Annotated in this window: 1 protein-coding gene; it reads left to right on the top strand. The window is 69.9% G+C overall.

All coding sequences use genetic code 11. From position 1 onward, the window contains the following. Nucleotides 1-465: hypothetical protein (locus tag FMM79_RS00255; protein WP_205466398.1), on the top strand; the 465-nt coding region annotated here is incomplete at both ends.

Here is a 465-nt window from a genome sequence, read left to right as displayed (position 1 = left end):
GGCCGAGACCAGCGTGAAGGGCCTCTACGCCGCCGGCGACATGGCCGCGGTGCCGCACAACTACATGCTCGGCGCCTTCACCTATGGCTGGTTCGCCGGGCGCAACGCCGCCGAATACGTCGCCGGGCGCGCCTTCAGCGCGGTCGACAGCGCCCAGGTCGAGCGCGAGCGTGCGCGGATCGAGGCGCCGCTGCTGCGCGAGCATGGCCTGCCGGCGGCGCAGGTGGAGTACAAGCTGCGCCGGCTGGTCAACGACTACCTGCAACCGCCCAAGGTGACCCGCAAGATGGAATTGGGCCTGCAACGCATCCAGGCCATCGCCGAGGATCTGGAGCGGATCAAGGCGGACAACCCCCACGAGCTGATGCGCGCCCTGGAAGTCAGCGTTATCCGCGATTGCGCGGAGATGGCCGCGCGCGCCTCGCTGTTCCGCACCGAGAGCCGCTGGGGCCTGTACCACCACCG

This window comes from Novosphingobium sp. BW1, from assembly GCF_008107685.1.
In the GTDB taxonomy this organism is placed as follows: domain Bacteria; phylum Pseudomonadota; class Alphaproteobacteria; order Sphingomonadales; family Sphingomonadaceae; genus Novosphingobium.
Note: the sequence above shows the minus strand (reverse complement) of the source record. Positions and strands in the feature narration are given on the sequence as shown.